This is a genomic window from Rummeliibacillus pycnus (genome assembly GCF_044359855.1).
GTDB lineage: Bacteria > Bacillota > Bacilli > Bacillales_A > Planococcaceae > Rummeliibacillus > Rummeliibacillus pycnus_A.
In genome coordinates this window covers 2,496,797-2,523,459 of sequence record NZ_CP132291.1, presented here as the reverse complement: position 1 = coordinate 2,523,459, position 26,663 = coordinate 2,496,797, and the positions used below count along the sequence as shown (strand labels likewise).

26 protein-coding genes, 1 pseudogene and 1 riboswitch are annotated in these 26,663 nt (G+C 35.3%); of the genes and pseudogenes, 24 read left to right on the top strand and 3 right to left on the bottom strand.

Annotation, left to right across the window (positions count from 1 at the left end):
- Positions 1–73: 73 nt before the first annotated feature.
- Positions 74–257, top strand: a riboswitch (Lysine riboswitch).
- 129 nt (positions 258–386) lie between these two features.
- From Q8X41_RS12445 to Q8X41_RS12435, 3 genes are all read left to right on the top strand, one after another.
- Positions 387–1,241 (top strand): transporter substrate-binding domain-containing protein, encoded by an 855-nt coding sequence (locus Q8X41_RS12445; RefSeq protein WP_397536636.1) that lies wholly within the window; start codon positions 387–389, stop codon positions 1,239–1,241.
- Between the two features lie 81 nt (positions 1,242–1,322).
- Positions 1,323–2,072 carry an amino acid ABC transporter permease gene (locus Q8X41_RS12440; protein ID WP_397536635.1) on the top strand — a complete coding sequence of 250 codons (750 nt, stop codon included), beginning with the start codon at positions 1,323–1,325 and terminating at the stop codon, positions 2,070–2,072.
- Between the two features lie 21 nt (positions 2,073–2,093).
- Positions 2,094–2,822 (top strand): amino acid ABC transporter ATP-binding protein, encoded by a 729-nt coding sequence (locus Q8X41_RS12435; protein WP_397536634.1) that lies wholly within the window; start codon positions 2,094–2,096, stop codon positions 2,820–2,822.
- A 126-nt stretch (positions 2,823–2,948) separates the two neighbouring features.
- On the opposite strand, the gene Q8X41_RS12430 is transcribed toward Q8X41_RS12435, so the two are convergent.
- A complete protein-coding gene (locus Q8X41_RS12430; RefSeq protein ID WP_397536633.1) occupies positions 2,949–3,650 on the bottom strand; it encodes a pirin family protein in 702 nt (233 codons plus the stop codon).
- Between the two features lie 82 nt (positions 3,651–3,732).
- Between Q8X41_RS12430 and Q8X41_RS12425 the strand changes: the two are divergent.
- The 10 genes and pseudogenes from Q8X41_RS12425 to Q8X41_RS12380 form a co-directional block, all read left to right on the top strand.
- Positions 3,733–3,864, top strand: a pseudogene (locus Q8X41_RS12425) (thioredoxin reductase); the annotation flags it as partial.
- Positions 3,865–4,156: 292 nt separating this feature from the next.
- Positions 4,157–5,425, top strand: coding sequence for an ATP-binding protein (locus Q8X41_RS12420; RefSeq protein ID WP_397536632.1), 1,269 nt, complete (start codon positions 4,157–4,159; stop codon positions 5,423–5,425).
- A 2-nt stretch (positions 5,426–5,427) separates the two neighbouring features.
- Entirely contained in the window at positions 5,428–6,324 is an 897-nt protein-coding gene (locus Q8X41_RS12415) for a response regulator (RefSeq protein ID WP_397536631.1), read from the top strand.
- A gap of 199 nt (positions 6,325–6,523) precedes the next feature.
- Positions 6,524–7,798, top strand: a complete 1,275-nt coding sequence (locus Q8X41_RS12410; protein WP_397536630.1) for a cation:dicarboxylate symporter family transporter — start codon at positions 6,524–6,526, stop codon at positions 7,796–7,798.
- A gap of 325 nt (positions 7,799–8,123) precedes the next feature.
- Positions 8,124–8,759, top strand: a complete 636-nt coding sequence (locus tag Q8X41_RS12405; protein ID WP_397536629.1) for a class I SAM-dependent methyltransferase — start codon at positions 8,124–8,126, stop codon at positions 8,757–8,759.
- Positions 8,740–9,339 (top strand): class I SAM-dependent methyltransferase, encoded by a 600-nt coding sequence (locus tag Q8X41_RS12400; RefSeq protein ID WP_397536628.1) that lies wholly within the window; start codon positions 8,740–8,742, stop codon positions 9,337–9,339. The genes Q8X41_RS12405 and Q8X41_RS12400 overlap by 20 nt, the downstream gene beginning before the upstream one ends.
- A 256-nt stretch (positions 9,340–9,595) precedes the next feature.
- A complete protein-coding gene (locus tag Q8X41_RS12395) occupies positions 9,596–10,018 on the top strand; it encodes a MarR family winged helix-turn-helix transcriptional regulator (RefSeq protein ID WP_397536627.1) in 423 nt (140 codons plus the stop codon).
- 11 nt (positions 10,019–10,029) lie between these two features.
- The gene (locus Q8X41_RS12390) at positions 10,030–11,229 is read left to right on the top strand and encodes an MFS transporter (protein WP_397536626.1); all 1,200 of its coding nucleotides are present in this window, start codon (positions 10,030–10,032) and stop codon (positions 11,227–11,229) included.
- Between the two features lie 101 nt (positions 11,230–11,330).
- Positions 11,331–12,086: an SDR family NAD(P)-dependent oxidoreductase gene (locus tag Q8X41_RS12385; RefSeq protein ID WP_397536625.1), complete on the top strand. Its 756-nt coding sequence runs from the start codon at positions 11,331–11,333 to the stop codon at positions 12,084–12,086.
- 29 nt (positions 12,087–12,115) lie between these two features.
- On the top strand, positions 12,116–12,547 hold the full coding sequence (locus tag Q8X41_RS12380) for a MarR family winged helix-turn-helix transcriptional regulator (protein ID WP_397536624.1): 432 nt from the start codon (positions 12,116–12,118) through the stop codon (positions 12,545–12,547).
- A 47-nt stretch (positions 12,548–12,594) separates the two neighbouring features.
- Here Q8X41_RS12380 and Q8X41_RS12375 read toward each other — a convergent pair whose 3' ends face one another.
- Positions 12,595–13,221 (bottom strand): TetR/AcrR family transcriptional regulator, encoded by a 627-nt coding sequence (locus Q8X41_RS12375; protein WP_397540264.1) that lies wholly within the window; start codon positions 13,219–13,221, stop codon positions 12,595–12,597.
- 114 nt (positions 13,222–13,335) lie between these two features.
- Between Q8X41_RS12375 and Q8X41_RS12370 the strand changes: the two genes are divergently transcribed.
- The 11 genes from Q8X41_RS12370 to Q8X41_RS12320 all read left to right on the top strand — a co-directional run bounded on the left by Q8X41_RS12370 (position 13,336) and on the right by Q8X41_RS12320 (position 25,615).
- The gene (locus Q8X41_RS12370; protein WP_397536623.1) at positions 13,336–15,552 is read left to right on the top strand and encodes an MMPL family transporter; all 2,217 of its coding nucleotides are present in this window, start codon (positions 13,336–13,338) and stop codon (positions 15,550–15,552) included.
- 353 nt (positions 15,553–15,905) lie between these two features.
- Positions 15,906–17,108 (top strand): ABC transporter substrate-binding protein, encoded by a 1,203-nt coding sequence (locus Q8X41_RS12365; protein ID WP_397536622.1) that lies wholly within the window; start codon positions 15,906–15,908, stop codon positions 17,106–17,108.
- An 80-nt stretch (positions 17,109–17,188) separates the two neighbouring features.
- Positions 17,189–18,064, top strand: coding sequence for a branched-chain amino acid ABC transporter permease (locus Q8X41_RS12360; protein ID WP_397536621.1), 876 nt, complete (start codon positions 17,189–17,191; stop codon positions 18,062–18,064).
- A 13-nt stretch (positions 18,065–18,077) separates the two neighbouring features.
- Positions 18,078–19,025, top strand: coding sequence for a branched-chain amino acid ABC transporter permease (locus Q8X41_RS12355; protein ID WP_397536620.1), 948 nt, complete (start codon positions 18,078–18,080; stop codon positions 19,023–19,025).
- Positions 19,018–19,794, top strand: coding sequence for an ABC transporter ATP-binding protein (locus tag Q8X41_RS12350; RefSeq protein ID WP_397536619.1), 777 nt, complete (start codon positions 19,018–19,020; stop codon positions 19,792–19,794). The genes Q8X41_RS12355 and Q8X41_RS12350 overlap by 8 nt, the downstream gene beginning before the upstream one ends.
- A 1-nt stretch (position 19,795) precedes the next feature.
- A complete protein-coding gene (locus Q8X41_RS12345; protein ID WP_397536618.1) occupies positions 19,796–20,503 on the top strand; it encodes an ABC transporter ATP-binding protein in 708 nt (235 codons plus the stop codon).
- 144 nt (positions 20,504–20,647) lie between these two features.
- Positions 20,648–21,421, top strand: a complete 774-nt coding sequence (locus tag Q8X41_RS12340) for a tyrosine-protein phosphatase (RefSeq protein WP_397536617.1) — start codon at positions 20,648–20,650, stop codon at positions 21,419–21,421.
- A 427-nt stretch (positions 21,422–21,848) separates the two neighbouring features.
- On the top strand, positions 21,849–22,598 hold the full coding sequence (locus Q8X41_RS12335; RefSeq protein WP_397536616.1) for a YveK family protein: 750 nt from the start codon (positions 21,849–21,851) through the stop codon (positions 22,596–22,598).
- Between the two features lie 2 nt (positions 22,599–22,600).
- The gene (locus Q8X41_RS12330) at positions 22,601–23,302 is read left to right on the top strand and encodes a CpsD/CapB family tyrosine-protein kinase (protein WP_397536615.1); all 702 of its coding nucleotides are present in this window, start codon (positions 22,601–22,603) and stop codon (positions 23,300–23,302) included.
- 427 nt (positions 23,303–23,729) lie between these two features.
- The gene (locus Q8X41_RS12325) at positions 23,730–25,247 is read left to right on the top strand and encodes an aldehyde dehydrogenase family protein (protein ID WP_397536614.1); all 1,518 of its coding nucleotides are present in this window, start codon (positions 23,730–23,732) and stop codon (positions 25,245–25,247) included.
- A gap of 5 nt (positions 25,248–25,252) precedes the next feature.
- The gene (locus tag Q8X41_RS12320; protein ID WP_397536613.1) at positions 25,253–25,615 is read left to right on the top strand and encodes a DUF779 domain-containing protein; all 363 of its coding nucleotides are present in this window, start codon (positions 25,253–25,255) and stop codon (positions 25,613–25,615) included.
- Positions 25,616–25,707: 92 nt separating this feature from the next.
- On the opposite strand, the gene Q8X41_RS12315 is transcribed toward Q8X41_RS12320, so the two are convergent.
- The gene (locus Q8X41_RS12315) at positions 25,708–26,532 is read right to left on the bottom strand and encodes an aminoglycoside N(3)-acetyltransferase (RefSeq protein ID WP_397536612.1); all 825 of its coding nucleotides are present in this window, start codon (positions 26,530–26,532) and stop codon (positions 25,708–25,710) included.
- Between the last annotated feature and the right edge of the window lie 131 nt (positions 26,533–26,663).

Genomic DNA, 26,663 nt, shown 5'->3' with positions numbered 1-26,663 from the left:
CGATAATTGACTGTTGACATGAAAATACTAGTATTGTAGACTGTTCACAACAAGTAAATACGACCTCACTTTTTGGTGAGGTAGAGGCGCGATATTTAATAGTTCTTAGCGGAGTTAGAGAAAGCGATGAAACTGGGAAGAAGGAAATGTTGCCGAAGTGTGTAATTGATCTCGAGATTACATGCTGGGTCTGCAGTGAATAATTGCAGGACTGTCTCAATAGACTACCCGGTTTATTGAGTTGTGCTATCTCATTAAGGGATAAAAGTAGAGGATTTAGGACTAGACATATTCTGGGACCTGAGTTCAACTCAGGTTCCTTTTTTATAGTCTTTTTTTCTTAATACACACATATGATGGATATCATTTTTAAAGGAGAGGGAAACATGAAAAAAACATGGGCATTATTATTGGGTGTTTTATTAATGACCGTCCTAGTTTTAGCTGGATGCGGATCGAAAGATTCTAAAAAATCTGAATCATCAGGAAATAATGATGGTAAAGATACGTTTAGAGTGGGTATGGAAGCAGGATATCCACCATTTAACTGGACTCAATCAGACGATTCTAATGGCGCAGTTGCTATTCAAGGAAATGCAGAATACGCTGGTGGCTATGATGTACAAATCGCTAAGAAAATTGCTGACGGTTTAGGTAAAAAATTGGTAATTGTTAAAACTGAATGGGATGGTCTAGTACCAGGGTTAACTTCAGGTAAAATTGATGCCATTATCGCTGGTATGTCACCAACCGCAGAACGTAAACAAACAATCGATTTCTCAGATATTTATTATAAATCAAACTTAGTATTAGTCGTTAAAAAAGGTAGTAAATTCGAAGGTGCAACTTCGATTGCTGACTTTAAAGGTGCTAAAGTGACAGCTCAATTAAATACTTTCCACTACTCTGTCATCGATCAAATCGAAGGTGTTAAAAAAGAAACAGCAATGGATAATTTCCCAGCTATGCGTGTAGCTCTTGAATCAGGCAAGATTGATGCTTACGTATCAGAAAAACCTGAAGCAGTGTCAGCAACAGCTGCAAACGATCATTTCGCAATGGTTGAATTTGCAGATGGTAAAGGTTTCAAAACAAAAGAAGAAGACACTGCTATCTCTGTAGGTGTACAAAAAAATAGTGACTTAACATCTAAGATTAACGAGATTCTAAAAGGAATTTCTGACGCAGATCGTGAAAAAATCATGGATGATGCAATTAAAAATCAACCAGCAGCTAAATAGTTTTAAACGAACTTAAGCAGGGCTACCGATTGTGAATGATTGCAATTGGTAGTTCTTATTGTGCTTTAAGGAGGAGTAATAATGAGCTTAGAATGGTTTATCAATATCATTACAAATAACTGGCCGATGTTCTTACGAGGCGCGTGGATGACACTAGTTATTTCAACGATCGGGACTATTTTTGGCGCATTAATCGGCTTGATTATTGGCGTCATTAATACAATCCCAAAAGGTAAGAGTGGTGCAAAAAAATGGATTTTAAAAATGATCAATATTGTTTTATCGATTTATATTGAGTTTTTCCGTGGTACACCAATGATTGTGCAAGCGATGGTTGTTTACTTCGGTTCTGATTTATTGTTTGGCATCGATATGGACCGCACCTTTGCTGCAATTTTTATTGTATCCATTAATACAGGCGCATATATGGCTGAAATCGTACGTGGTGGAATTATCGGTGTTGATCAAGGGCAATTCGAAGCCGCACGTGCAATTGGTATGAATCACTGGCAAACAATGATTCATGTAGTTCTACCACAAGTAATGCGCAATATATTACCGGCGACAGGTAATCAATATGTGATGAATATTAAAGATACATCGGTATTAAATGTAATAGGTGTAACTGAGCTATTCTTTCAAACGAAGTCCATTGCGGGGAACAACTTCCGATACTTTGAATCATTCTTTGTCGCATGTATCATTTACTTAGTTATGACGATAACCGTAACGCAAATTTTACGTTACTTTGAACGTAAGCTTGCAGGTGATGCAAATTATCAAATGCTAGATGAAACTGTGGTCATTCGCCGACCAGAGTCACCTCAATAGGGGTACGAAGGGGAGAAAACAATGGAAACAATAATTGATATTCGGCATCTCAGTAAATCCTTTGGTACACATGAAGTGTTAAAAGACGTAAACTTTTCTGTAAAAAAAGGTGAAGTAGTGTGTGTAATTGGATCATCTGGTTCAGGGAAGTCAACACTTTTGCGTTGTATTAATCTACTAGAAACGCCAAGTGGTGGCGAGATTATTTATAATGGTGAAAATATTTTAGACAATAAACGTAATATTAATACTTATCGCACACATCTAGGAATGGTGTTCCAGCAGTTTAATTTATTTAACAACTGGGATGTTCTAAATAATTGTATTGTTGGTCAAACAAAGGTATTAAAACGCTCAAAAGAAGAAGCAAAAGAAGTTGCGATAAAATACTTAAAAACAGTTGGAATGGATCGCTATTTAAAAGCAAGACCAAGCCAACTATCGGGTGGTCAAAAACAACGTGTAGCAATTGCTAGAGCATTATCCATGCAACCAGATGCACTATTATTTGATGAACCAACATCAGCTCTCGATCCTGAGATGGTAGGGGAAGTATTGAAGGTTATGAAAGAATTAGCAAAATCAGGACTTACAATGATTATTGTTACGCATGAAATGGAATTTGCAAGAGAAGTTTCAGATCGTATCGTATTTATGGATAAAGGAGTTATTGTTGAGGATGGTGTACCAGATGAAGTATTCAACAATCCAAAGCACGAGCGAACAAAAGCTTTCTTACAGCGTGCATAAGATAAATATTTAGCTGTCATCTCATTTTGAGAGGGAGCTTTTTTTGCAGAGTTGGATAAGATAAAAAAATAGAAACGTTGTCTTAACAACGTTTCTGAAATTATAATAGTTATTGTTTTGTGGTGATTAGTCGATTTTAGCCATTTCGATCACTAGAATATGTGATTTATCTTCAGCTTTAATATGAATAGCCTCTTCCGTAATTTCTAAACCATCGCGTGTTTCAAGGGCTACATCATTAATCATGGCACGCCCTTCTATTTCTACAAGATAAGCTTGACGACCTACTGCTACTTCGAAGTCAATTTCCTTACCAGCCTCTAATTCAATAGCATACAAATTAGTATCTTGGTTTACTTGAATAGGTGCAGTACCATTTTTGTCTGAAACCATATGAAGCCATTTGTTTTTGCGTTCATCCATTTCAAATAAGAATTCACCATAATGAGGTGTGTGGCCGTATTGATCAGGTAAAATCCAGATTTGCAGCATACGAAGTTCTTCGTCACCCATATTATGTTCACTATGGAAAACGCCAGTCCCTGCACTCATATATTGCACTTGACCACGAGTGATCGTATGCTTGTTACCCATGCTATCTTGGTGAGTAAGTGCACCATTTACAACATAAGAAATAATCTCCATATCACGGTGAGGATGTAGGTCGAAGCCTGTATGTGGTGCAATTAAATCATCGTTAATAACACGCAAAGCACCAAATTGAATATTTTCTGGATTATAATATTCAGCAAATGAAAAATGGAATGTACTGTTTAACCAACCTAGGTGGCTAGTACCCATGTGTTTATGATCAACTTTTCTAAGCATAGTAATCTCCCCTTCAAAATATCGAAAATTATCTTTAATTCGAGATAATTGTAAAACGAACCTACAATTAAGTCAATTTTCAAGTCCGCAAAAGTTGGAGATTGAAGGTGCAGAAACCTTGGGATTATCTAATCTCAACTATACGATTAAATCTTTGCAACGGTTTAAAAATCGACTTGTTCTCATTTTAGGTGAAGGGAATTCAGCTGTAGATTAGGCAAATGAATGACAACAGGTAGTTAAAAAGGTGTATGTAAGTTACCATAAAGAAAATAAAGGCATGATTAATTAAACGAGTAATCGTGAAATCTCACATTTGTCCTGGAAATATGTCTTTGTATATAAGTTACCAATAAATAACCTCTGCATTCAAAAATAAATGTAGAGGTTATTTATCTTTGTAAGGGCTATCTTGCTCGTTTAATAAAAATTTTTCTTTATGATGATGAAAATGTTAAAATAGTCTATATGTGAATTTTTAAGTCTTTTTAATAAGGTGATCTTCCATGAATACAATGTCATCAAAATGGTTAAAATCTGAAACAATATGGGTATCGTTGATCGCATTATTCACAGCGATTAGTAGCGAGATCAAACTCATACCGTTTAATGGAGAGCACTTCCGCTTTGGCTTAGGTAGTATTACCTTTCTATTATTAATCTTGATCCGTTTACCTAAATCAGTCATTCGAACGGGTGTAATAACTGGATTAACGGTCGTTATCTTTCGGATATTTTCAAATGTAACTTTATATAATGGTACATTTTCGGATAGCCTTATAGAACACTATCCGGCGTTTTTATATTATTTTGTTTATGTTTTATTATTTAGGTTTTTAAAGGTAGAACGATTAATTGAACAACCATTTAAGTTAGGTATAATTGCCACATTTATAGAGATTATTGCGAACAGTGCGGAACATATTATGCGTTTCTTAACCTTACCTAATTCCTATCTTGGTTCTTATGATTGGTTTTTAATCGTGATGGTTGCTTTATTAAGAAGTTTCTTTGTAGTAGGCGTATATAGCTCCATTATTATGTCTGAACAACGAAAACGATTGGATGAACAACTTACTCTAGGATCAGACTTATATGTCGAGACACTCTATTTGCAAAAAATGATGAATCATATCGAACAAATAATGGCTGACAGTTATGATTTATATCGGGATCTAAAAAAACAGCAATTACAAAATCAAAGTATTAGGGCATTACACATTTCCCAGGAAATTCATGAAGTGAAAAAAGACGCACAACGAATCTTCTCTGGATTGTCGAATATTACGATGCCTAAGACAGAAGACGTTTACCATTTATCGAATATTGTAGAGTTCGTCGTAACTGCAAATGTTAAGTATAGCGAGATGTTAAATAAGAAAATTGAATTTAAAGTAGAAAATACTGTAGATTTTGCACTAACTCAGCAAATTCCTTTACTTGCAATCCTCAATAATGTTACCGCAAATGCAATCGAAGCTGTAGAAGATGAGGGAAGTATTATACTTCAAGTATCTGATGATCAAGAAATGATTTTCTTCAGGATACAGGATACAGGAAAAGGTATAGCTGAAGAAGATTTAGATATTATTTTCGAACCGGGCTTTACAACAAAATATAACCAACAAGGCGTGGCAGCAACCGGAATCGGCTTATCTCATGTACAAGAAATTGTCCAAATGTTGGACGGTAAAATCCACGTTGAAAGCCCAGCTGTAGGGACTATTTTCTGTATTGGGATTCCTCGTAAAAACATACAAAAAGGAGTTGAGTAACTTTGCGATACTTTATTGTAGATGATGATGCAGCAAGCCGGCGAATGCTAAAACAAATTATTGTTGAAGGGGATATGGGAGTAATTATTGGGGAAGCTGATAGTGGGATGAATGCATTGGAGCCTATTTTATCAAGTGACCCAGATTTTGTACTTATTGACCTTTTGATGCCAGCGTTAGATGGAATCGAAACAATGGAACAACTTCGCAAACAAGGATTTAGAGGACATTTTATTATGATTTCGCAAGTAGAAAATAAAGAGATGGTTGGAGAGGCTTACGAAAAGGATATCGAATTCTTTATACACAAACCAATCAATCGAATTGAGGTACAAAGCATATTAAAGAAAACGTCCGAACGTTTTCTTTTGAAACGATCCCTGTTAACCATTAGAAAGTCAATTTTAAACTTTGAAGAAGAGACAAATGAGGAATCCTATCGTACGATGAAAGACATTGTTTCCTCTATATTAAATGATATGGGGATTGTCGGAGAGGTGGGGAGTGATGATATTGTTTCAATCATTGACTTTTTATCTTCAAGAGAAGAAAAGACAATGCAAATTCCACCATTGAAAGATATTTATGAAGAGCTTGCCAGTCAATCGAAATTTAGTAGTGCAGAGATTATAAAAGAAAGTAAAGCAATTGAGCAACGTATTCGTCGTACCATTTCCGTAGCGATGAATAATTTAGCTACTCTTGGAGTAGTCGACTATACGAATCCAGAATTTGAATACTATTCACCCCGTTATTTTGAATTTGCGGAAATCCGAGCATTGATGAAAACTATTGAAGATACTGCATCTGTTCCTAAAAAGATGAAAATCAATGTGAAGAAGTTTTTGCAAGTGCTGTATGTGGATGCAACCGAAAAATTCAAACATCCACCAAAATAAGGAATTAAATGTAAAAACCGATCTCATTTGGGCATAAAACCTATCTATTTTATAGAAAAGTTATATAAAAAAACGTTTTTTTTGAATTTTTATATCTTTAATAATGTCGGATGATGTCGGATTTCATAAGTCGCTCTTATAATGAAATTATGATTTATTGAATTTTTTAAAGCAACTATTTTGAAGGGGTGACTTAAACATGAAAAAATTTAAACTTGGATTAGCTTGGCAAATTTTAATCGGGTTAATTCTTGGTGTTATAGTTGGAGCTATTTTCTACGGAAATGAAAACGTAACCAAATATCTTCAACCAGTCGGAACAATCTTTATGAACATGATTAAAATGATCGTTGTACCGATTATTATATCAACATTAATCTTGGGTGTAGCTGGTCAAGGGGACTTAAAAAAGCTTGGTAAACTTGGTGTTAAAACTATCGTTTACTTTGAATTGATTACGACATTTGCCATTATTATTGGTATTGCAGCAGCGGATTTCTTCAAACCTGGTGTAGGTGTAAATATGGAACATCTTACTAAAGGTGATATTTCTAGTTATGTTGAAACAAGTAAAACAGTAGCAGAAAGTAGTCACGGTTTTGCCGATACGCTTATTAATATTGTTCCTACAAATATTGTTCAAGCAATGGCAAGTGGTAACATGCTTGCAATCATCTTCTTCTCAGTATTATTTGGTCTAGGTGTAGCAGCAATTGGTGAAAAAGGTAAACCAGTTCTAGCATTCTTCTCAGGTGTAGCAGATGCAATGTTCTGGGTAACAAACACAATTATGAAATTCGCTCCATACGGGGTGTTTGCATTAATAGCAGTTACAGTTTCAACGTTTGGGATTCAATCTTTGATTCCGCTAGGTAAGCTAGCCATCCTCGTTTATGTAGCAATGATTTTATTCGTTGTTTTAATACTTGGTGGGGTTGCAAAATTCTGTGGCTTAAGTGTATTCCGCTTAATCCGTATCCTAAAAGACGAATTATTACTAGCATACTCAACGTCAAGTTCTGAAACTGTATTACCACGTATTATGCAAAAGATGGAAAAAGCTGGTGCGCCGAAAGATATCGTATCATTCGTTATTCCAACAGGCTATTCATTTAACCTAGATGGTTCAACTTTATACCAATCAATTGCTGCGTTATTCATCGCTCAAATGTACGGTATAGACTTATCATTAGTTGACCAAATTACATTAGTGCTTACATTAATGGTAACTTCTAAAGGTATTGCTGGTGTTCCAGGGGTATCATTCGTCGTGTTACTATCAACTTTAACTGCTGTAAATATTCCAGTTGAAGGTCTTGCATTCATCTTAGGTATCGATCGTATCCTTGATATGGCTCGTACAGTTGTTAATGTTATAGGTAACTCATTAGCATCACTTGTTATGGCTAAATGGGAAAACCGTTTAGACAAAGAAAAATACGATAATTATTTTGAAAATGAAAAATTAGTTTAATTTATATTTAATAAAAGCTCTACTAACGTGAATGTGTTAGTAGAGCTTTTTTATTTATTGTACAATTAGATCAATTAATTAGGATATAACAAATAGTCATCTAACGGGCTTATTGAGATGATGAGTTTGCTATTTGCCAAGTGTTAAAGGATTTACAAAAGGTACATTTTCAAAAGGAACAGGCATATATGAGCGCCGAAGCAATTGGAAAATGCCCCTCTAAATATTTTATGATCAAAGTACGCCCTTCATTATAAGTGGAAGTCATGTAAAGTAAAGTTTTTTAAGTTAAAATGTTTATCTCTAAAATAAGCGGGTGATTTCTATGAATGATCAACAATATGATAAGTTACTACATATACACACAATAGGAAATCAAAAGGATTTTCTAATGTTAGCGCATTATTATCCTTATGAGCCAACACCTTATGATGTATTAGATTTATGTTTTGACAAGATTGAATTTGAAAAGAATGATTGTTTTATTGATTTTGGATGTGGTAAAGGCCGAGTTCCTTTTTATGTGAATCACCGCTTCCATATTGAGACACTTGGGATTGAAATGAATGAAAGCTATGTGCAACACGCATTACAAAATAAGATTCACTATTTGAAGGAACATCAATTAGAAAATGCACCAGTTAATTTTCTTTGTGCCAAAGCTGAGCAATATAAAATACAATCAACTGATAACATTTTCTTTTTCTTTAATCCTTTTTCAATTCGGATTTTCCGTAAAGTCATTCATAATATATTGAAATCACAACAAAAAAATCCCCGCAAAATGTATGTGATGTTATATTATCCATCTTTTGAATACATTCAGTTTTTGCAAGACGAAACTCATTTTAAGGTAGTGAAGGATGTTCTAGTACCAAATACATCCGTTTATAATATACACGAGCGAGTTATGATTTTTGAGACTGAGGAGGAGCTTTTATATGACAAATACATGGAATGAACGATTTAATACATCTGAATATATGTATGGCGAAGAGCCAAATGTTTTTATTGAAAAATTTGCATCACAGCTAGAAGGTCTAAAAAGTGTAGCTGCCTTTGCGGAGGGCGAAGGACGTAATGCAGTATTTTTAGCAAAATTAGGTCATGAAGTTACTGCTTTTGACTATGCTGAAAGTGGTTTACGTAAAACAAAGCAATTAGCGAGAAAAAATCATGTTGAAGTGAACACTGTACAGGTAGATTTACTGCAGGGTGTTATCCCTATAGAACAATTTGATGCTGCCATTATGGTGTTTGGGCATTTTCCTAGAGAAAGCCAACGAGTTGTATTTGAAAAAATTATAAAATCGGTAAAACTTGGTGGCAAGATCATGATGGAACTGTATTCAGATAAGCAACTCGATTATCAAACTGGAGGGCCAAAGAAATTAGAAATGCTTTATAAGCCTCAGGATCTTTTAGATTGGTGCGAAGGTAGTAAAATACTTCATTTTTTTGTAGGAGAACAAACGAGACAAGAGGGGAAACTTCATACGGGACTCGCTCATGTCATACAACTTATAATTGAAAAAAACTAATTCGGAGACAACTCTAATATTATTTAGAGTTGTCTATTTTTAATTTGGCGCTGCTAAATGTTAATGTTTGAAAGGAATAGTTATTGTGCTTGGGCGTTGGCACTGTGCATAAAAAATTTCAGAATCCTTTAATATAGCCTGTAATGAAAATAGGATTATAATCCCTATAAACTTACTTGAAATTAAAGCTACATTTTGGTATGATGAGAAAGTTCATTTAAAATAGTTATCATTGTTAACTATATTAGGAGGAAATATGCTTACATTTCGAACCTTATTTCATCAATTGATTTTGACTTACAGACCATTTGAAACGCAATTAAATGAGAAACTTGCAACTCATCATTTGCACAGAACAGAGTGGTCTATTTTGTATTATTTAGTTACCTCTGAATCGATGACATTAGTAGAAATAGCAAAACTTTTAAGTGTAGAAAAGCCAAATGTCACAAGAACGATGAAGAGTTTAGCAGAACGTGGTTATGTAGAAGCAAAAACAGGCCAAGACAAACGTGAAAAACATATGGTTGTTACGGCAAAAGGTATGGAAATTTATAATGAGATACGAATTACTGTTGATGCATTTGAACAACAAATGCTAGCTGGTATACCAGAGGATGAACAATTAGCATTTATTCAAACAATGCAAAAAATCAGAGGGAATTTATTAAATAGATAAGGGGTTTTAAAATGAGTAATGCGAAAGAGAAATTATGGTCAAAAGATTTTATCATAATGTCTATTATTAACTTCATTATTCTGGTTATTTTTTACTTATTAATGGTTACCATTGCTTCTTTTGCTGTGAAGGATTATCATGCAACGACGAGCCAAGCAGGATTAGTTACAGGTATTTATATTATTGGAACATTAATCGGGCGGTTAGCAACAGGAAGGATTATTGATCAAGTTGGACGTAAACGGATCCTTATTATTGGATTAATATCGTTTGTTGTTACAATGTCTCTTTATTTCATTCATGCAGGAATTACAGTATTACTTTTATGTCGCTTCGTAAATGGTATTTCTGTAGGGATTGCATCGACAGCAACAGGTACAATTGTAGCTCAAATTTTGCCACGATCCCGTAAAGGTGAGGGGATTGGCTATTATAGTATGAGTGCTACTCTTGGTACAGCAATTGGTCCTTTTATTGGTATTTTGATGAGTCAGCATACATCATATAATATTATTTTCTCATTATGTATGATTCTAGGTGTATTGTGCTTGGTAATTAGTTTTATTGCGAAAGTGCTACCTGTACCAGATGCGCCAGAATCTGAGACTGCACAAAAAGGCTTTAGTATTTCTCAATACTTAGAACCAAAGGCGATACCAATTGCAATTATTACAGTCTGCATGGCTCTTGGTTATGCAGGAATTCTATCGTTTATTAATTTCTTTGCAAAAGAGCGAGATTTAATAGCAGCATCCAGCTTTTTCTTCGTTGTTTATGCTATAGCAATTTTATTAACCCGTCCATTTAGTGGACGTTTAATGGATACAAAAGGTGCTAACTACGTTATGTATCCATGCTTTGTCCTTTTTGGATTAGGCTTATTATTATTAAGTACAGCTCATAGTAGTGTGGTCCTTTTAGTATCAGGTGCAATGATTGGAATAGGTTATGGTAATCTTTCTTCTGCAGCTCAAGCAATTGCAGTAAAACTTACACCTCCACATCGTATGGGATTAGCTACATCAACTTACTTCATTGCATTAGATGGGGGATTAGGTATAGGACCTTATTTACTAGGGTTTATAATTCCACTAATTGGATATGGAAAGTTATATGTATCATTAGGGATTTTTATCTTTATCACAATTGCTATTTACTTTGTATTACACGGTCGTAAAGATCATTTGATTTTAGAAAAAAATGCAGTGTAAATCTTTAAGCTCATGTATATTCTTTTATGGAATGCAATATATTTTAACATTAAACATTTTAATGCTAAAATATATTTATTCTTAAAAAGGAGTTGTAAGCAATGGGGAAATTAGATGGTAAAGTTGTAATTATTACTGGTGGTGCAGGCGGTATCGGTAGTGGCATGGCAAAAGCAATGGTTAAGGAGGGCGCAATTGTTACAATCGTTGATTTAAATGAAGAAACAGGGAAAGCAATGGAAAAAGAATTACAACAACATTCTCCACAGTCCATGTTCCTTCAAGCAAACTTAATGGATCGAGATAACCTACCAAATATCATTAAAACCGTTGTCGACAAATATGGTAAACTTAATATCTTAGTAAATAATGCACATGCTTCAAAACAAAAAACAATTGAAGAAACAACTCAAGCTGATTTAGACTTATCATTTGGTACAGGTTTCTATCCAACATTCTATTTGATGCAAGCAGCACTACCTTATTTAAAACAAACAAAGGGTAATATTATTAACTTTGCTTCAGGTGCTGGTCTTGAAGGACATGAAACACAAGGTGCTTATGCTGCCGCAAAAGAAGCAATTCGTGGTATCTCCCGTGTAGCTGCAAACGAATGGGGACGCTTCGGTATCAATGTAAACTTAATCAGCCCAATTGCAAACTCTCCAGGTGTTCAAGCATGGGCTAAAGCGCAACCTGAATACTATGAAGATGTAAAAAGTAAAATTCCAATGGGACGTTTTGGTGATGTTGAAGAAGATATCGGCCGTGTAGCAGTATTTTTAGCTTCGGAAGACTCACAATATATCACTGGTCAAACAATCATGACTGACGGTGGTTCAATCATGCTTCGATAGTATTTTATTTTGGGGGTTAGGAGGACATTTTGAAAAAAACAAATATTTTTCAACTCATACATGCAAATGAATTAGTGAATAATGCGAATATCATTCAATTTTCACAACGTATCCAAAACTATATAGGGATTTCCCCTATTTTAGTGCTCAGTGAGCTTAAGCAAAGAGGTGCTCAAAAGCAGACCGTATTAGCAGAGAACTTAGGTTATACACCAGGTGCAATGACCAATATTGCTTCAAAGTTGGTAAAAGAGGGCTATGCAGAACGCCAATATAATGCAGATGATCGCAGAAATGTATTGCTAGCCATCACCAACTTAGGTTTAAAAGCATTAGATGAAGCTCAGCGGGTTGGAAATCAGATACAAGTAGAACTATTCAGCGTGTTGAGTGAGGAAGAAATTGAACAATATCTGTCCATCCAGCAAAAGCTGTTGTTAAATATTAACAAGGATTCATAGAAAAAAGCTTAGTTCTTATGGGACTAAGCTTTTTCTTTTAGGTATGGTTATGGCATGGTTAAACCCTTCCAGAAAAAATCTACAATATGCTGAGCCATTTCATCAGCAGAAGGGAAGATAGCATGACCATTTGTATCACGGTAATTTCCTACGTTCATTAATGCTAGAAACAATTGTGTAGCAAATTTTCCATCATGATGAGGGATTTCCCCTTTTTCCATAGCTTTTAATAACACGTGTTCAATTGCTTCATGCATTTTTTCTTCAGATCGTTTCATTTGTTCTTGTTGTTCTGAAGATAAATTGATTTTTGCATCACGCATAAAATTATTTAAGTTTAAATCCGCTGTAGCAGATAGGTGAATTTGAATGAGCTGATATAAACGTATTTTTAATGGTTGGTCATTTTCTAATACTTTTTTAATATTGTCACTTATACGTACCATCATTTCAATCATACAGTCTGTATACAAATCTGCTTTTGTAGAGTAGTAATAGTAAATTGTAGCCTTCGTCACATTACAGGATTTGGCTACATCATCCATTGAGACAATTTTATAACCATTCAGCAAAAATAATGTAGTTGCTGTTTCTAAAATAATCGACTTTGTAGGTTTGGTCGATTGATCATGACGAGGCCTTCCTAGATTTCTTGGTTTTTGTTGCAAGTAGATCGCTCCTAAATCCGCCATTTTGTAACTACATTATAGCATATTGATAAAAGGCTTGAATAATTAACTAACCAGTATATATAATTAAAGCAGAAACGAAGGGAAGGTGAATGATGGATGCAAAAGGATCCATTTGAGCTGTGGGGATCGCTTGTAAGCGGTAAAAAGTCACATTGGATTACTTTAGTTGTTTGGGTATTATTAGTAACTGTTTTATCCTTTATATGGCCTCAGGTAAATAGCATCGAAAATGCGTCTACCAATGATTTGCCAAAAGATATGATGTCTCAACAGGCTAATAAGTTAATCGATGAGGAATTCGCAGATGATGCTGGGAATCCAATGCTTCTTGTCTGGCATCGAAATGAGAAATTAAAGGATGAAGACTTTGCAGCAATCCAAAAAGTCTATAAAAAATTAGCCGATCATCCATTATCAGTACAACAATCAATTCCTCCTCTTGGAACTGTACCAGCACAAGCACTAAAAGCAGAAGTATCGGAAAATGGTACAACGATTGTTACGCCGATATTTTTTGATCCAGATGCCCCAACAGATGCATTAAAGAAAAATGTAGAATCCTTTCAAAAATTGGTGACCTCAGAGTTAGGGAATAATCCGTTTGAAGAGAAATTAACTAATGATAATTTACAATTGCGTATATCAGGACCTGTTGGGATACAAATTGATGCTGTTAGTTTGTTTTCACAAGCAGATGTAAAATTGATGATTGCTACTGTATTACTTGTCTTGGTCTTACTAATTTTGTTATATCGCTCACCGTTATTAGCAATCATTCCACTGCTTGTTGTAGGTTTTGCCTATGGTATTATCAGTCCAGCTTTAGGTTTTTTTGCAGAGCAAGGGTGGATTAGCAAAGATGCTCAAGCTGTTTCAATTATGACAGTACTGCTTTTCGGAGCAGGTACAGATTACTGTTTATTCTTAATTTCAAAATATCGTGAAATATTATTTGAAATTGAGGATCGTTTTACAGCTATGAAAAGAGCGGTAAAGGAATCTGGAGGTGCAATTGCAATGAGTGCATTGACCGTAGTTATTGGTCTTTTGACACTTAGTCTAGCCAACTACGGATCGTTCCAGAGATTCTCTATACCATTTAGCTTTGCTGTTCTATTAATGGGTATTGCCTCATTAACAGTATTGCCTGCGATACTTGTTGTAATCGGTCGTGCAGCATTTTATCCATTTATCCCTAGAACGGTAGAAATGGAAAAGGAAAGGGCAAAAAAGAAAGGTAAATCCTATAAAGAATCTAAACCTCAACATCGTTTTAGTCGTAAGATAGGTGATATTGTAACGCGAAAACCATGGAGGGTTATCATAACAACAATCATTATACTTGGGGGATTAGCAGCAGTAGTTCCTAAAATGCAGTTTACTTATGATTTACTATCTTCCTTCCCAAAAGATATGGCTTCAAGAGAGGGATTTAAGCTCATTTCTGATAATTTTTCACCTGGTGAATTAGCACCTGTGAAAGTAATTGTAGATACAGATAATGCGAAAATCGATTTACAAAAAGAATTAGAAAATCTAGATTATATTAATGAGGTAAGCAAGCCTATAACAGGAAAGAAAAACAATGAACTTCAACTATACGAGCTCTATATGTCGGGAAATCCATATTCTACTGAAGCGATAGCGCAAATTCCTGAGCTGAAGAATCATGTAGCGAAAGTTCTTGGTGATGCAGGTGTAAAAAAGGCTAATGAACATGTATGGATTGGTGGAGAAACCGCTACGCAATATGATACGAATTCTACGATTGAGCATGACGAGTCTGTTATTATGCCTACAATGATTGCTATTATCGCGTTATTATTGCTTGTGTATTTACGATCAATAACAGCGACTGTCTACTTAATTGGTACTGTAGTTCTATCCTATTTTGCAGCAATTGGAGCAGGGTGGTTAGTGTTACATTATATCTTTGGCGCGGACGCAATTCAGGGATCTATCCCACTCTATTCTTTTGTATTCCTTGTTGCACTAGGTGAAGACTATAACATTTTTATGGTATCTGAGATTTGGAAGAAAAGGAAAACTCAAGATCATCTTTCGTCAGTTGCAGATGGTGTAGTGCATACGAGTAGCGTCATTACTTCTGCTGGTTTAATTTTAGCGGGTACTTTTGCAGTGCTAGCTACATTGCCAATCCAAGTTTTGTTGCAATTTGGTGTGGTTACTGCAATTGGCGTATTATTAGATACATTTATTGTACGCCCATTACTTGTACCAGCGTTAACAACGGTTACTGGTAAGTATGCCTTTTGGCCAGGAAAGCTTTTCCGTAACAAATACAAAGAATAATAGACATATAACATGGAGCTGAGAAAGAAATTACTCTTTCTCAGTTTTTTGATTATAAGTTATAAAACTGAATATTCTTTACTGTTGAAACAATACATATCCTAATGAAAAGATATAAAAACACTATATTAAATAAAAAATAATATAAAAATACCACTTTTGATATAAATTTTAAATATTTTAAATTTACTAAAAATTAATATAGACTAAATGATATGAATCATTTACAATATGAGTTGTAAAAAAGTCTAACAAATTTATAAAAAGAATAAAATTATATCTACTAATATTTCAGACTATTTATAATTATCTGAAATATCAAAAAAGAATAGACTGTAAGAGGGGGATATTACATGAAATCAAAAAACAAATTAAAACGTTATGCTTCGGTATTTTTGGCATCATCTTTAGTTGTTGGTGTATTAGCGGGTTGTGGTAGTAAAGATAACTCATCTTCAAGTAGCTCAGGAAGTAGTAGTAAAGAAATTAAAGTAGGTTTGAATCTAGAGTTATCTGGTGCAGTAGCTTCCTACGGCTCAGGCGTTTCTAAAGGTGCAAAACTTGCTATTAATGAAATCAACAAAGCTGGTGGTATTGATGGCAAAAAAATTGTTCCAGTCGAAATTGATAATAAGTCAGAGAATTCTGAAGCGACAGCTGCTGCAATTAAGTTAGCAACACAAGAAAAAGTTGTAGCACAAATTGGTTCTGCAACATCTGGGGATACATTAGCTGCTGTACAAATTGCAAATCAGAAGAAAATGCCAATTATTGGGCCATCTGCAACATCCGAAACAGTAACTGTAAATGAAAAAGGCCAGTTAAATGAATATGCTTTCCGCACTTGCTTCATCGACCCATTCCAAGGGAAAATCGCAGCAAACTTTGCTTTAAATAATTTAAAAGCAAAAAATGTAGCAATTTTCGCAGATAGTGCAAGTGATTATGCAAAAGGGTTAGCAAAATCATTTAAGGAAACAATTGAGCAAAACGGCGGTAAAGTTGTAGCAGAAGAATCTTATGTAGCAAAAGATACGGATTTCAAATCAACCCTAACACGTTTAAAATCTAAAAAGCCTGATTTCATCTATGTTCCAGGTTATTACGAAGAAGTGGGCTTAATTATTAAACAAGCCCGTGCAGCAGGTATTGATGTACCTCTTATGGGTGGAGATGGTTGGGATTCTCCGAAAATGGTTGAGTTAGCTGGTAAAGACTCACTTAATAATACGTACTTTACAAACCACTACTCTGCTGAAGATCCTGATGAAAGAATTCAAAAATTCGTAAAAGCATTTAAAGAAGCGAACGGTGATCAAGCACCAGATGCATTTAATGCCCTAGGTTATGACACTGTTTATTGGTTAAAAGATGCCATTGAACGTGCAGGCTCAACAGATGGTGAAAAAGTTAAAGATGCATTAGCAAGCACAAAAGACCTGTCATTAGTTACAGGTAATTTCTCAGTAGATGACAAACACAACCCGGTGAAAACAGCAACAGTTCTTGAATTTAAAGACGGTAAACAAGTGTTCAACTCTAAAGTTAATCCTTAATGTTTTATAACAAAAAGGGGGGCACTGACCTCCCTTTTGTTATTGTAATTTAAAGCTTTTTAATAAGGAGTGAGATTTATATGGAGTGGTTGCAACAATTAGTTAACGGTATTTCACTCGGTAGTATTTATGCGCTAATAGCTCTTGGTTACACGATGGTATATGGCATTATTAAACTGATCAACTTTGCACATGGAGATGTGTTCATGATTGGTGCTTTTATAGGGTTCTTTGCTATTTCGAGGTGGGATTTTGGATTCTTTCCAGCACTACTTTTAGCAATGGTTGTATGTGCGATCTTAGGGGTATTCATTGAACGTATTGCTTATAAACGTTTACGTAATGCAACACGAATTGCGGCTTTAATTACAGCAATTGGGGTATCGTTATTAATCGAATATACGACGATTTTCTTCCGTGGTGCACAACCAGAGGCATATCCAGATGTCATTTCAAACAAAACCTTTTATTTTTTAGGTGCACAAATTAGCATGCAATCAATTATGATTTTGTCGGTATCAATTGCTCTAATGATCATTCTACAATTCGTAGTACATAAAACGAAAATAGGTAAAGCAATGCGTGCAGTTTCGTATGATGTAGAGGCAGCTCGCTTAATGGGGATTAATGTTGATAATACCATCTCTGTAACATTTGCAATTGGTTCTGCTTTAGCGGGGGCTGCCGGTGTTATTTTTGGTGTCTACTATACTAAAATTGATCCTTTAATGGGTATTATACCTGGGGTTAAGGCATTCGTAGCTGCAGTTCTTGGTGGTATAGGTAGTATTCCGGGTGCTATGGCAGGTGGGATGGTACTTGGTGTTGTAGAAACAATTGTTAGTGCATTAGGTTTCTCATTATGGCGTGATGCAGCAGCATTCGTTATTTTAATATTGATATTAATCTTTAGACCGGCGGGTATCTTTGGCAAAAATACCCGTGAGAAAGTGTAGGTGAATAGTACTTATGAAAAAGTCTAAAGTTTTTTGGGTTTATGTTGCTATTGCGCTTGTTATCTATGCAGTTGTGCAGTTTTTGATTTCGAGTGGACAGCTTGATATGTATTATTCAAATCTATTAATTACAATTGCAATTAACATTATATTAGCAGTTAGTTTACATCTAGTTATAGGGATAACAGGTCAGTTTTCTATTGGCCATGCTGGGTTTTTAGCGGTAGGCGCTTATGTTTCAGCGATATTCACTACAAATTTAGGATGGCCATTCCCTGTAGCTTTACTAATCGGTTCTATTGTAGCAGCGATTGCAGGGTTAATCGTAGGTATTCCTACACTTCGTTTAAAGGGGGATTATTTAGCGATTGCTACCCTCGGATTTGCGGAAATTATTCGTATAATCTTCTTGAATATTGACTATGTAGGTGGGGCAGCAGGTATGCAAGTTGACTATTTGACCACTTGGACTTATGCATTCTTTGCTGTATTAATCACCATAATTGTCATTTCAAATTTCACAAATTCACGTCATGGTCGAGCTTGTATCGCTATTCGTGAGGATGAAATTGCTGCAGATGCAATGGGTATTAACACGACGTATTACAAAGTATTAGCCTTTGCAATTGGCTCATTCTTTGCTGGACTTGCAGGCGGATTATTCTCACATAACTTCTTTATCATTCAACCTTCACAATTTGGCTTTTTAAAGTCATTTGATATTTTAATTTATGTGGTACTAGGTGGTTTGGGAAGTTTATCTGGAGCTGTTATTGCGGCAATACTACTTACTGTTATTTCATTATATCTACAAGATTTCCCGGAAACTCGTATGATTATCTACAGTTTAGTATTAATCATCGTAATGCTATATCGTCCATCCGGTTTGCTGGGTACAAAGGAAATTACAGATATCTTCAAATTCGGTAAAAAGCCAAAAGGAGGAAATGTACATGAGTGACCTTCTTTTAAAAGTTGAAAATGTAGGGATTCAATTCGGTGGTTTGAAAGCTGTATCTGGTTTGAGTATGGAAATGTATCAAGGTGAATTGATTGGTTTAATCGGCCCGAATGGTGCTGGGAAAACGACAAGTTTCAATATGTTGACGGGTGTTTATAAACCAACAGAGGGTATTATTACTTTCGATGGTAAAAAGACAAACAATATGTCCCCGCACCAGGTGACGAAAAGTGGTGTTAGCCGTACATTCCAAAATATTCGATTGTTTAAAGAGCTATCTGTTTTGGATAATGTAAAGGTGGCAAACCATTCACTTGCACATCATTCTGTTCTCAGCTCGATCCTACGTTTGCCAAGTTACTTTTCAGGAGAAGCTAAAATGGAACAAGAATCAATCGAGTTTTTGAAGATATTTGGTTTAGATAAGTATATGTACGAATTAGCGAAGAACCTTCCATATGGGATGCAACGCCGCCTTGAAATAGCTCGTGCATTAGCAGCTAAGCCGAAGCTTTTATTGTTAGATGAACCGGCAGCAGGTATGAATCCTCAAGAAACACATGAATTAATGGAACTAATTGCACTTATCCGTGAAAAATTTGATTTAACGATATTGTTAATCGAACACGATATGGGGCTTGTAATGGGTATCTGTGAACGGATTTATGTTCTGGATCACGGGCAACTAATCGCTCATGGCAGTCCTGAAGAAATTCGCAATAATCCTAAAGTAATTGAAGCTTATTTAGGTGAGGAGGTAACGGAATAAGATGCTGAAAGTAAATGATATCAATGTATTTTACGGTAACATTCAAGCATTAAAGGGTTTCTCCTTGGAGGTAAATAAAGGCGAGATTGTAACATTAATCGGTGCGAACGGTGCAGGTAAAAGTACACTATTAAAAACGATATCGGGATTATTGAAACCTAAGCAAGGAACAATTGAATACCTTGGGAGCTCAATTGCAGGAAAGCCTGCACAATCTATTGTTAAAGTAGGTATTTCGCAAGTTCCAGAAGGTCGCCGTGTATTTGCTAATATGACAGTAGAAGAAAATCTTGAATTAGGTGCTTATTTACGAAATGACCGAGCAGAGATTGCTAAGGATAAAGAACGTATTTTCAAGATATTCCCTATTCTATTAGAACGTCGTAAACAATTATCAGGTACGTTATCTGGTGGTGAACAACAGATGTTGGCGATGGGTCGAGCGGTTATGGCAAAACCAAAACTTCTATTGTTAGATGAACCATCTATGGGGCTGGCGCCACTTATGGTAAAAACAATTTTTAATACAATAGAAGAAATTCGCAATGAAGGAACGACCATTTTATTGGTTGAGCAAAATGCCCATATGGCTCTTTCAATAGCTGATCGTGCATACGTAATTGAAACAGGTCGTGTTGTGCTATCTGGTACAGCCAAAGAATTGCAAGAAACTGAAAAAGTAAAAGCTGCATATTTAGGTGGATTGTAATAAGAAAAAAGCCACATTCTCAGTGTGTTAATTTCATTGGGATTGTGGTTTTTTTTATGCATATAAATAAAGGGATATATCCATAAAATATAGAAATGAATTAGTTATCAAGATTATTCTGAAAAAAGAGGGGATAATGCATATATGATTGATATACATAGTCATATCATTTTCGATGTTGATGATGGTCCTAAAAGCTTAGAAGATTCAATAAAACTGCTTATTAATGCAACAACTGAAGGAATTACTGAAATCATTTTCACTTCACATGTCTTTCATCCACACTACCATGCAAACGTAGAAACTGTTAAGGAAAGAATAGGTATATTACAACGTGGATTAGAAGTACACAACATCGCCTTAAAGATACATGAAGGACATGAAGTACGAATAAATGAACATATTTGTAGACAAATAGATGATGGAAGCGCACTAACTTTGGCTAATTCTAAATATTTACTTCTAGAGCTGCCATCCCACGGAGTCCCTAAATATACGTTTGAAATAGTTAATCGAATAATGGCGAAGAATATTATACCAATTATTGCTCATCCCGAGCGAAATAAGGGAATTGCAGAAAAACCTGAACTACTTGAGCAACTTATTCGACAGGGAGCCCTCTCGCAAATAACTGCGGGTAGTGTTATGGGGCATCTTGGTAGATTTGTTCAGCGCACAGCTTTAGATTTAATTGATGCAAATTTAGTACACACCTATGGATCGGATGTACACAATTTGAAAACACGGCCATTTTTATTTAACCAGGGGTTAAATTATTTAGAAAAACACAAACGCTCTGAATTCGTAGATATCTTTTTGGAAAATAATGAACGAATCATTGCAAATAGAGAAATACTCGCGTTTGAACCAATGATTGCAGAAAAGAAAAAATGGTGGAATATTTTCGCAGGTAAATAACGAGGCTTATTATCTAAGCCTATACTCTAATTGATATCGAATATGTATGATTATTGAATAATAGTTACAGAAAAATATAGTAGAAAGCTATAAGTAGCATCAATAGGTAATGTAAATGAATAAATCTGAACAAGTAAGGCCACTTTAAAGGAGCTAGGTATGTCTAAGATTTCCTTTATAGTGGCCTTTGATATTGGGAATAAATATGGAAAGAACAGATTGGATGGAGTTAATAGAAATATAACGATTATCCATCCGCAGTCTCTTTGAAGGCGCATTTCCTTGATAATTTTGTAAGTAAAAACGAATGAAGTGAATTACTAGTCTATTAGGAATTTCCCTTAAAAGTATGAATAACTTGAGAGAGTAAACACTATACTACTAAGAGAAGAGAGTAGTAGGTAGTTGGATAAGGGAGGCGAAATAATTGGAAGCAACTATTAAATTAAGTGATTTATTTAAAATCTTAAAAGGACACGCATTTCTAATCATTGCTATAGCGGTAGTTTCGATTAGTATAGCCGCAATTATTAGTTATTTTGTGCTAACACCAATTTATACAGCGGATACACAAATACTAGTCAATCAAAAAAATGAAAAGAGAGATCAGTATGTAGCATCTTCTCAGATTGATGCTGATTTGCAGTTGATTAATACGTATAATGTCGTTATTAAAAGTCCGTTAATTTTATCAAAGGTTATTGAAAAACTGGATTTAGATACTACTCCTGAAAAGTTAACGAATCAAATAACAATTTTAAACACTAATAACTCACAGGTTTTTACAGTCCATGTAGAAGATGCGAAAGCGTCACGAGCTGTAGAAATTTCAAACACGATTGCTGACATATTTAAAAATGAAATTCCGACATTAATGAAAGTAGATAATATCAATATTTTATCCTATGCAAAATTAAGTGAAGATCCAAATCCTGCAAAACCTAACAAACTGCTTAATATGGGAATCGCAGCTATTATTGGTTTGATGTTGGGTATTGGTATAGCGATCTTAATAGAAACCCTCGATACAAGGATTAAATCTGAACAGGATATAGAGGAAATCTTAGATATACCAGTTATTGGATTAGTTAGCCCGATTATAGATAAGAAAACTATCAATTTTGCAAAAGAAACAAATAGGTTTTCGATTCAATCACGTAGAGTAAGGAGGATATAGCAATGTTCCATTCTAAGAAATCCAAAAAGAAGAAACCCTTGAAATTGGAGAGGAATCTCGTTACCATATCAGACTCTAAATCCATCATATCCGAGCAATTTCGGACAATACGTACAAATATTACATTTTCCGTAACGGATGAAGAGTTAAAAACCTTATTAGTGACATCATCTATCCCTGGTGAAGGAAAGTCAACAAATGCTGCGAATATTGGCGTCGTTTTTGCACAAGAAGGCAAAAAAGTTTTAATAGTAGATGCAGATATGCGTAGACCAACATTACACCATACTTTTCGTTTATCAAATACGGACGGTTTATCCAATGTACTGATAAGAAAGCAAACAGTCCAAAAAGCAATACAAGAAACCGCAATAGTGGGGTTATATGTAATGACTAGTGGGCCTCTCCCACCTAATCCATCAGAGTTACTTGCTTCAAAAACAATGGAAGCTTTCATAAAAGTAGTAGAGCAGGAATATGACCTTATTATTTTTGACTCACCACCTTTATTACCAGTGACGGATGCACAAATTTTATCGCACAAATGTAATGGAACACTGTTAATAGTGGATATGAATATTGCAAAGAAAGCAGATGTTATGAAAGCAAAGGCGTCTCTTACTAATTCACAAGCTAAAATCATGGGTGTTGTATTAAATAACTCTGCACTACCTGGTGATCATTATCACTACCAATATCAATGAGAAAAAATGATAATAGTGGTGTGTAATGAATTGGAAATCCACAATAATAAAAATTTTTCTCGTCTATTAAGAGAATAGACTTTTAAATAACTGTCAAACAAGTCATGGAAATGACCGTATGACAGTTATTTCTATGTAATTTATTCTGGGTTTCATATATGAAAATTGATATATTTTACCATTTAATAGAAAAGATTGAGACTTAATTGTTCTCTTAAAAGAGAATAATTAAGTCGTTTAGAAGAGAGAATATGGCAAATCTATAAAACTTTCGAAATTAAGCCCGAAATATTTGAATATTTAATAGATATAGAACATTATAATAAGTGAAGGCGCCCTCGAATATTCATTCAAAGTTTAATATAGATAAATGTAAGCGAGTTCGAGTGAGTGAGTTTTCAATAAAATTTAAGGGAGAGATTCTACTATGATTTATGCAAATCCTAATACTGAAGGTGCAGTCGTAAACTTCAAAGAAAAATACGATAATTTTATCGGTGGCGAATGGGTAGCACCAGTAAAAGGGCAATATTTTGAAAACAAATCACCAGTGAATGGTGAGGTTTTCACAAAAGCAGCTCGTTCAACTGCTGAAGATATTGAATTAGCTTTAGATGCAGCACATGCAGCAAAAGATGCTTGGGGCAAAACTTCTGCAGCAGAACGTGCCAAAATCTTAAATAAAATTGCAGATCGTATAGAAGAAAATCTAGAAAAGATTGCTGTTGCTGAAACTTGGGATAATGGTAAAGCTGTACGTGAAACATTAAATGCCGATATTCCTTTAGCAATTGATCACTTCCGATATTTCGCTGGTGCGATTCGTGCTCAAGAAGGTCGTACTTCTCAAATAGACAATGACACAGTTGCCTATCACTTCCAAGAGCCACTAGGTGTTGTTGGTCAAATTATTCCTTGGAATTTCCCAATCCTAATGGCAGTTTGGAAAATTGCACCTGCATTAGCTGCTGGTAACTGCGTTGTTTTGAAACCAGCAGAACAAACACCTGCTTCATTAATGGTTGTTATTGAGTTAATCCAAGACTTATTACCACCTGGTGTTGTTAATGTTGTAAATGGTTTTGGTATTGAAGTAGGGAAACCACTGGCTACGAATCCACGTATTTCTAAAATTGCGTTCACTGGTTCAACTGCAGTAGGTCGCCAAATTATGCAATACGCAACTGAAAACATCATTCCTGTAACGCTTGAACTAGGCGGTAAATCTCCAAATATATTCTTTGAAGATGTTATGGAACAAGATGATGAATTTTTGGATAAAGCAATTGAAGGATTAGTAATGTTTGCTTTAAATTCTGGTGAAGTTTGTACATGTCCTTCACGTGCATTGGTCCAAGAATCTATTTATGATAAATTCATAGAACGTGCATTACAACGTGTTGAGTCTATTAAAATCGGTAACCCACTTGATACTGAAGTAATGATGGGTGCTCAAGCATCAAATGAACAACAACAAAAGATTCTGTCTTATCTAAAATTAGGTAAAGAAGAAGGCGCTGAATGTTTAATTGGTGGTGAAGCAAACCAAATTGAAGGTCTTGAAGATGGTTACTACATCAAACCTACTGTGTTCAAAGGTCATAACAAAATGCGTATCTTCCAAGAAGAGATCTTTGGCCCGGTTATTGGCGTTACTACTTTCAAAGACTTCGATGAAGCAATTGAAATCGCAAATGATACTTTATACGGCTTAGGTGCTGGTGTATGGTCTCGTTCAGGTGATGTTGCATATCGTGCAGGCCGTGCAATCCAAGCCGGTCGTATTTGGACTAACACTTATCACCAATATCCAGCAGGTGCTGCATTCGGTGGTTTCAAACAATCAGGTATTGGCCGTGAAAATCACGCAATGATGCTTGATCACTATCAACAAACTAAATGTTTACTAGTGAACTACAACCGTAAACCACAAGGCTTTTTCTAGACTGCATGGTAGAACGTGTAGTTGCGACAGAGGAAGCACTCGATTTAATCAATCATATTAAAAGTATTCATGGGCCTATCATGTTTTATCAATCTGGTGGATGTTGTGATGGCTCCGCACCTATGTGCTACAGTGAAGGCGACTTTAAACTTGGATCTGCAGATGTATATCTCGGATCAATAGGTGATGTCCCATTTTATATGCATAAAAGTCAATATGATTATTGGAAGCATACGCAACTAATAATTGATGCGCTTGATGGTAGAGGTGCCACTTTCTCGTTGGATAGTGTAGAGGAAAAACATTTCATTACTAATTCACGAGTATTCACAGATGAAGAGTATGAAGAAGTTAAAAAGCTTATATAACCATGAAATCTCCAGTCGTTAATGACTGGAGATTTTTTTCGGTTTCTCCACCAAAAGAAGAGTGAAGTTTCTGATCATTGGAAGGGTGTTTTTTATTGTTCATGCTGAACAGAGTGAGTGTTCAACCACTCTACACCAAAGTCAACTAAAGGTCTTATAGGAATAATACGTGTACGTGCTTGGCCTAATTTACCATAGTGAATTGAGCTACTAAATTGTGCTTCAAATTCTTTTCCAATAACAGGAAAGCGCTCGGAATCTACATCTAACATATCATATGTAACCCACTGTCTTTTGCCATTTACTAGAATTGATGCGCCTTGCTTGGAGTAATATTTTTGATCTGCTAAATATTCAGCAAGATGTAAAGCTGTACAGGAATCGTAATTAACACCTATTAAAACTATTTTTACGGATGATTGATACATTTTCCAAATGGGTGATTCTACACCAAAAGAGTTCTCGAGAGGATGGTTACTCATCCACTCTTTAGCATTTTTACCCCATGCCATAAAAGAATGAGCAGGATGGTCACTTCGAATTGTATCAGGATGTCTTAAAAAACACTCTGCGATTTTCCCCATACCGCGTAATGATGTTAAATGCGGATTATATGCCGGTATTGCATCTCGAATTGGTTGATGCCACGCTTCAGGTACTGGTGGTAAAGACCAATAAGATGGCTCAGAGTTTGCAGTAGATTGTGCAGGCATGACAATCGTTCCTTTTGGGGTAATAACTTGCATTAATGCCTCAACTACAGCTTGTTCTGCACCAGCAATCCAGCCCATTTGACTAAGTGAAGAGTGGACGATAATCGAATCGCCTTCTTGAATGCCAAGTGAATGAAGTTGCTTCATTAGTGTTGCTGTAGATTGAAATTTATTTGTTTTTTGAATACTATCAAATTCTGTCATGAATATCACCTCACTTCACCATTTATTATAACAAAAGGGATAATATACAAATAGTTCTAATCGATGGATTGAGGATGCAAAAGAACAAGGCGCTATAGTAGCTACAGAAGGAACATTCTCATCGTACTTTG